Source organism: Actinoplanes sp. NPDC051633 (assembly GCF_040681735.1).
Taxonomy (GTDB): Bacteria; Actinomycetota; Actinomycetes; order Mycobacteriales; family Micromonosporaceae; genus Actinoplanes.
This window is the reverse complement of sequence record NZ_JBFAZH010000389.1, coordinates 1-6,305: the sequence shown is the minus strand read 5'-3', so window position 1 is coordinate 6,305 and position 6,305 is coordinate 1. Positions and strand designations below refer to the sequence as shown.

Genomic DNA, 6,305 nt, shown 5'->3' with positions numbered 1-6,305 from the left:
CTTCCATCGCCTCGGCGATGGAAGGCATGAGCGGCGACAAGGACGACTGACTTCGCCGGGTCCTCCGCGCGGTGGACCCGGACGATCGTCCCCGCGCCGGACGACATCCCCTCTCCCCGACCGCGAGCATGGAGCCACGGGGAACCACGAGGGGAGGCACGATGTTGAGACGAACACTGACCGTCGCCGTCGCGGCCGTGGTGCTGGTCGCGCCGGCCGGAGCGGCGGTGGCCGCACCGTCCGGCGCCGATCTGCAGCGCAAGCTGGAGGCCGTGCACGCAGCGGGGATGCCGGGGGCTTTCGCCGAGGTACGCGACGGCCGCCGCGTGTGGACACCGACCGCCGGGGTGATCGACGTGCGGTCGCAAAGGCCGGTGCGCGACGGCCTGCGGCACCGGATCGGCAGCATCACCAAGACATTCGTCGCGACCACCATGCTGCAACTGGCCGGCGAGCGGCGGGTCCGGCTGGACGCGCCGATCGGCCGCTATCTGTCCACGGGACTGGTGCCGAAGGCCGTCGGTGACCGGGTCACCGTGCGGATGTTGCTCAACCACACCAGCGGGATCGGCGACTACGACACCGAGCTGCTCAAGTCGCCGCAGGCCATCATCGACATGGGCCGGACCACCTACCGGCCCGAGCAGCTGGTGCGGATCGGGCTGGCCGCGGCGCCGACGACCGGCTGGTCGTATTCGAACACCAACTACATCCTGGCCGGCCTGATCATCGAGCGGGTGACCGGGCACAGCTACCGCACCGAGGTGAGCCGGCGGATCCTCAAGCCGCTGCGCCTCACGGACACCTACTTCGAGGGCGCCGACCCGGTGATCCGCGGGCCGCACATGCACGCGTACGTGCCGTGGCCGCCCGACGGGCAGCTGCGCGACTTCACCCGCTACAACATGACGTGGGCGTGGGCCGCGGGCGAGATGGTGTCCACAGCGGACGACCTGAACGTCTTCTTCCGGGCCCTGCTGACCGGCCGGCTGCTGCGGCCGGCTCTGCTGGCTCAGATGAAGACCACGGTGGTGCAGGATCCGGCGTATCCCGAGGCCGGCGGGTACGGTCTGGGGCTCTACTGGGCGCAGCTGCCGACCGGGCGGGTGTGGGGCCACGACGGCGGCACCGTCGGCCATCAGACGATCTCGTGGCACACCGAGGACGGCAAGCGGCAGATGACCTACGCCCAGAGCATGGCGTTCTATCGGACGTCGCTGACCGAGCCGCACCCGATCGACATCGCCGTGGCGGAGTTCTTCACGGCCGCGTTCGGCGACGCCGGATCGGTGACGGCGCGGTCGGCCGCCACCGACCTGCGCCGCCACCTGGTCGGCTAGCGGGGCAGGCTAGCGGGGCAGGGCTTGCGGGTCGGCGGTCGGGCCCTTCACCACGGGCTTGCCGCCGGCCCAGTCCACCCGGTCGAGCCACAGCTGCCGACCGGGTGAGACGCTGCCGATCGAGTCCGGCGGCCACGCGTGGTAGAGCAGCCAGCTCTCGCCACCGGGCGTGGTGACCAGGAAGCTGTGCCCCGGGCCGGCCGCGGCGGGTGTCGACTTCAGGATCGGGTTCTCCGCCGCCTTACGGCACGGCCCGAGCGGGGTGTCGCACTCCGCGTAGCCCATCGCATAGACGTCCCGGTCGAACGCGTTGGCCGAGTAGAACAGGAAGAACTTCCCGTCGTGCTCGACCAGCTGCGGCGCCTCGATCACGTGGTCCTCCCACGCGGCGTCGTTGACCAGCAGCTGCTTCGAACTCCCGGCCAGCCGCCGGCCGTCGGCGCTGAGCTCGGACGCGTACAGGTACGTCGGCTGCTGGATCGCGTTGCCGTCGTTCTTCCAGTAGAGGTAACGCTTGCCGTCGGCGGCCGTGAACGGGCTGGCGTCGATCGACCCGCCCTCGTCCGCCTGGCAGATCAGCGGCTTGTCCGACTCGTCGACGAACGGGCCCTCCGGCTTGGCGGAGAACGCCACCCCGATGCACTGCCGGTCGGTCGCCGTGGACCGGGCGGTGTAGTAGAGCAGCCAGCCGCCGTCGCCGGAGATGACCTCGGGCGCCCACGTGTTGCCCTTGGTGGCCCAGGTGCCGACCTCGGGCATCGCGTCCCCGGCGCCGGTCCAGTTGACGAGATCCGTCGAGGTCAGCACGGGTACGTTCGCCGCGTCGTTGTTCGTGCCGTACGCGTACCAGGTGTCCTCGTGCCGGATCACGCCCGGATCGGGGAAGTTCTCCTTGAACACCGGGTTGGTGAACGTCTGCACGGGCGCCTCCGTCTCCATCGCTGGTGCGGGGTCACCGCAGCCGGCCAGCGCCAGCGCCGCGACAACCAGAAAGTGGTAGCCCAGAAGGCCATTCGAGCGTCGGATGGACCGCTGGGCTACCACTTCTTGCCTTTTCACCACCGGCTGAACCGGAAGTATTCGAACTGGGCCGTGACCGCCGGCTCGGCGCCGCCGTGCGCGACGAGGCCGATCCTCGGTGTGGTGTCGGCCGGCAGCGTCCACACGCCACCCCACGTCCAGCGGCGGCCGTCGTTGCTGACGCCGGCCCGGTACTCGTGCTCGCCGGAGGCGTCGGTCCGGTGCGCGAGCCGCAGCCAGGTGGTCTCCAGGCCCGGCGTGCCGGCGATGGTCCCGCCGTAGGACAACGCGTCCGCGAACGGCATCTCCTTGCCGAACTCGACCTGCCGGGTGTTCCAGATGGCGACCACGTCGTTGCGGGCGAACAGGTCGTCGTTCACGTACGCGATCAGACCGGCCTGCTGGTAGTTGCGCACGGTGTCCTCGCCCAGCGGCAGCGTCAGCTTGGTCTCGGCGATCCACCGGCCCTTCGGCGCGTTCCGCAGCAGCACGCCCGCGTTGTTGCTGGTCCCGGTCAGATCCGCGCCCTGCACCGGCCAGTTCAGCTTTCCACCGCTGACGGTGGCGGCCGGATCCTGCCTCACCCAGCTCCAGCCGCTGCCCAGGCCGCGGTTGAAGTCCTCCGAGAAGAGCGGGTACTTCGGGGTCGGCACCGGCGCCGGCGAGTAGTTCACCGGCCGGCCGGGCTTGTCCCGGAGGACGTCCGACGCCCACCGCCCACCCCGGACGGTCGGCCAGCCGTTGATCCAGTCCAGGCGGTCGAGCAGCATCGGGCGCTCGTTGATGCCGAACGGCTCGTCCAGGTACGGGTCGCTGCGGTCGATCGCGTGGTAGACGAACCAGTCCTGGCCGATCCGGTCGGTGACGATGCCGTTGTGCCCGGTGCCCACCCAGCGGTTGCCGTTGGGCGCGATCACCGGCGTGCCGCCGGCCCGGGACACGTTGAGCGACTGTCCGAGCTTGTCCACGAACGGGCCGCGCGGATCCCGGCTGCGCCCGACCGAGACCGAGTATCCGGTGGTCGGCCCGGCGCAGCAGTTCGCCGACGATGCGAAGAGGTAGTACCAGCCGTTCTTACGGACGACGTATGCGCCCTCGAACTTGTTGTCGATCGCGACGCGGGTGGCCGTACCCGTGATCCGCAGGCCGTCCGCGGTCAGCTCGCTGACCCAGATGCCGCCGAAGTAGCTGCCGTAGTAGAGGAACTTCTTGCCGTCGGGCGTGGCCAGCAGCGTGGGGTCGAAGGTCCACAGCCAGCCGCCGTCTCCGCTCGGCCTCGGTGCGACCACCGGAGTGTCCACGAAGGTCCACGGACCGGTCGGGGTTGGCGCGGTGGCCGCGCCGATGGCCGAGGCGCCGGGTGCGACCGTGGTCTCGGTGACGGTCACGTACATGACCCACCGGTTGCCGATCTTCCGTACATCGGGCGCCCAGAAGGCGGTGTTGTCCGCGGCGAAGGCCGGTTTCTGCCCGGCGCTGAACGCATCGCCGACGTAGGTCCAGTCGACCAGGTTCTTCGATCGCGCCATCGGGATGCGGTGCGCGACCCTCTCGCCCTCGCGCAGCGGGTCGGTGGTGCCGTAGGCGTAGTACCACCCGTCGCCGCCCGGCACGATCACCGGATCGGCGAAGGTGTCCGCAAAGGACTCGGAGATCGGGTTGGCGTGGGCAGCAGTCGGGACGAGAACGAGTAACAGAGCTAATAACGAGAATAAACGTCGCATTTTTACCCCTTGAGGCCGCTTCGTGAGACGCCCTCGATGATGTACCGCTGGCAGATCACGAAGAGGATCAATACCGGAATGCTGGCCAGCGCGGCGCCGGCCATGATCACCGGATAGTCGGTGGTGTACGCGCCTTGGAGCGTGGCCAGGCCCGGCGGCAGGGTCAGGTTCTCCGGGCTGAACAGAACGTAGACCGGCCAGATGAAGTCGTTCCAGTTGGTCAGGAACGCGATCACCGTCAGCGTGGCCAGCGCCGGCTTGGACAGCGGCAGGATCACCTTGGTGAAGATCTGCCACGCGTTGGCGCCCTCGAGGAGCGCCGCCTCCTCCAGCTCGCGGGGCAGCGTGGAGAAGAACTGGCGCAGGAAGAACACGCCGAAGGCGCTGGCCGCGCCGGGGATGATCAGCGCCCACAGGCTGTCCAGCCAGCCCAGCCGGTCGACCATCAGGAAGTTGGGGATGAGCATGACGAAGCCGGGCACGAACAGCGTCCCGATGATCACCGCGAAGATCACGTTCTTGCCGCGGAACTGCATCCGGGCCAGCGCGTACGCGGCCATCGAGGCGACCACGAGCACCAGGATCGCCTGCCCGATCGCCGCCACCATGCTGTTCAGGAACCAGCGGAGCACCGGCGTCTGCGTGTTGCCGGCGAACAGCGCGTCGTAGGCCCGGGTGCTGGGGTCCTCGGGCAGCCACGCCGGCGGGACCCGGGTGGCCTCGCCGGTGGTCTTGAACGAGGTCAGCAGCATCCAGACCAGCGGCGCGATGAAGACGATGCTGATCCCGATCAACACGGTGTACCAGGCGATACCTTTCAGGTTGGTCTTCAGTCCGGTCTTGGGCGGTGGTGGGGCTGTTGGATGGCCCATGTCAGTCCTTCTCCCGGAACAGCCGGAACACGATCACACTGATCAGCAGCAGACCCAGTGTGAGCACGTAGCTCATCGCGGCGGCGCTGCCCATGTTGTACGCGCGAAGGCCCTCGTCGGCGATGTACATGATCGCCGTGCGGGTCTCCACGCCCGGCGCCCCCTGGGTGATCAGATAGGACTGCCCGAACATGTTGGCCGACGCCAGGATCGTGTTGATCACCACGAACACCAGCACCGGACGGAGCCCGGGCAGGGTGACGTTGCGGAACTCCGCCCAGCGCCCCGCGCCGTCCACCCGGGCGGCGTCGTAGAGCTCGGCCGGGATGTCCTGCAGGCCGGCCAGGTAGATCACCGCGTTGAAGCCCAGCGTCCACCAGACCGTGACCCCGACCAGCGAGATCCACGCCCACGGCAGGGCGGTGATCCACGGCGTGTCCGCGGGCAGCCCGACCGCGCCGAGCACCGCGTTCACCATGCCCAGGTTGGGGTCGAGCAGGAAACGCCAGAGCAGGCCGATGACGGCCACACCCAGCACGTACGGTGCGAAGTAGACGGCCCGGAACAGCGTGCGTCCCGGGAAGGCGCGGTTCAGCAGCATCGCCAGGCCCAGCGGCACCACCACGAGCAGCGGGACGCTGGCCACCGTGAAGATCCCGGTGGCCTCCATGCTGTTCCAGAAGAAGTCGAACACCGGCGAGGCGCTGTCCAGCAAGGCCCCGTAGTTGTCCAGGCCGACGAACGGCTTGCCCGGCAGCAGGTAGTCCCAGTCGTGCAGGCTGATCCACAGCCCGTAGAGCGCCGGGACCAGGGTGAACGTCGTGAAGATCGCGACGTACGGCAGCAGGAACAGGTACGGGGTCAGGCCGGGACCGCGCCGCCGCGGAGACGCCGTCGTCTCCGCGGAGGCCGCCGTCGTCTCCGTGACGGTCTGGGTGGTCATGCTCAGCCGCCGTACTTCTTGCGGTTCTGCTCGAGGATCTGGTTGGCCTTGGCGGCCGCGTCGGACAGCGCCTTGGCCGGCTCCTTGCGGCCGAGGATCGCCTCGTTGACGGCGGTGTCGATGGTCGCCATGGCGTCCGCGATGCCCGGCACCGACGGCGGGAAGTGCAGGTCGTCGATCTGCGAACCGATCGCCGCCTGCTCCTTCAGCGCCGCGAACTCGGCGCTGTCCCGGACCTCCTTGCGGGCCGGCACCTGGCCGCCCTTGGCCCACTCGAGCGACTGCTGGCTGATGTAGTTGATGAACACCTTGCCGGCGGTCAGCTTGTTGGGGTCGTTGGCCTTCTGCTTGAACTGCACGAAGTTGTGCGAGCCGGCCCACGCGGCCTTCTGGGTGCCGATCTGCG

At 69.0% G+C, this 6,305-nt stretch carries 5 protein-coding genes and 1 pseudogene; 1 reads left to right on the top strand and 5 read right to left on the bottom strand.

Annotated features, from left to right (window positions below):
* Positions 1-161: 161 nt before the first annotated feature.
* Positions 162-1,340: a serine hydrolase domain-containing protein gene (locus AB0M20_RS21490; RefSeq protein ID WP_364300685.1), complete on the top strand. Its 1,179-nt coding sequence runs from the start codon at positions 162-164 to the stop codon at positions 1,338-1,340.
* Positions 1,341-1,349: 9 nt separating this feature from the next.
* On the opposite strand, the gene AB0M20_RS21485 is transcribed toward AB0M20_RS21490, so the two are convergent.
* The 5 genes and pseudogenes from AB0M20_RS21485 to AB0M20_RS21465 form a co-directional block, all read right to left on the bottom strand.
* The gene (locus AB0M20_RS21485; RefSeq protein ID WP_364300683.1) at positions 1,350-2,261 is read right to left on the bottom strand and encodes a glycoside hydrolase family 43 protein; all 912 of its coding nucleotides are present in this window, start codon (positions 2,259-2,261) and stop codon (positions 1,350-1,352) included.
* Between the two features lie 134 nt (positions 2,262-2,395).
* Positions 2,396-4,084: a family 43 glycosylhydrolase gene (locus AB0M20_RS21480; protein ID WP_364300681.1), complete on the bottom strand. Its 1,689-nt coding sequence runs from the start codon at positions 4,082-4,084 to the stop codon at positions 2,396-2,398.
* A gap of 2 nt (positions 4,085-4,086) precedes the next feature.
* A complete protein-coding gene (locus AB0M20_RS21475) occupies positions 4,087-4,956 on the bottom strand; it encodes a carbohydrate ABC transporter permease (RefSeq protein WP_364300679.1) in 870 nt (289 codons plus the stop codon).
* Position 4,957: 1 nt separating this feature from the next.
* Positions 4,958-5,899, bottom strand: a complete 942-nt coding sequence (locus AB0M20_RS21470; protein WP_364300677.1) for a sugar ABC transporter permease — start codon at positions 5,897-5,899, stop codon at positions 4,958-4,960.
* A 2-nt stretch (positions 5,900-5,901) separates the two neighbouring features.
* Positions 5,902-6,305, bottom strand: a pseudogene (locus AB0M20_RS21465) (ABC transporter substrate-binding protein); the annotation flags it as partial.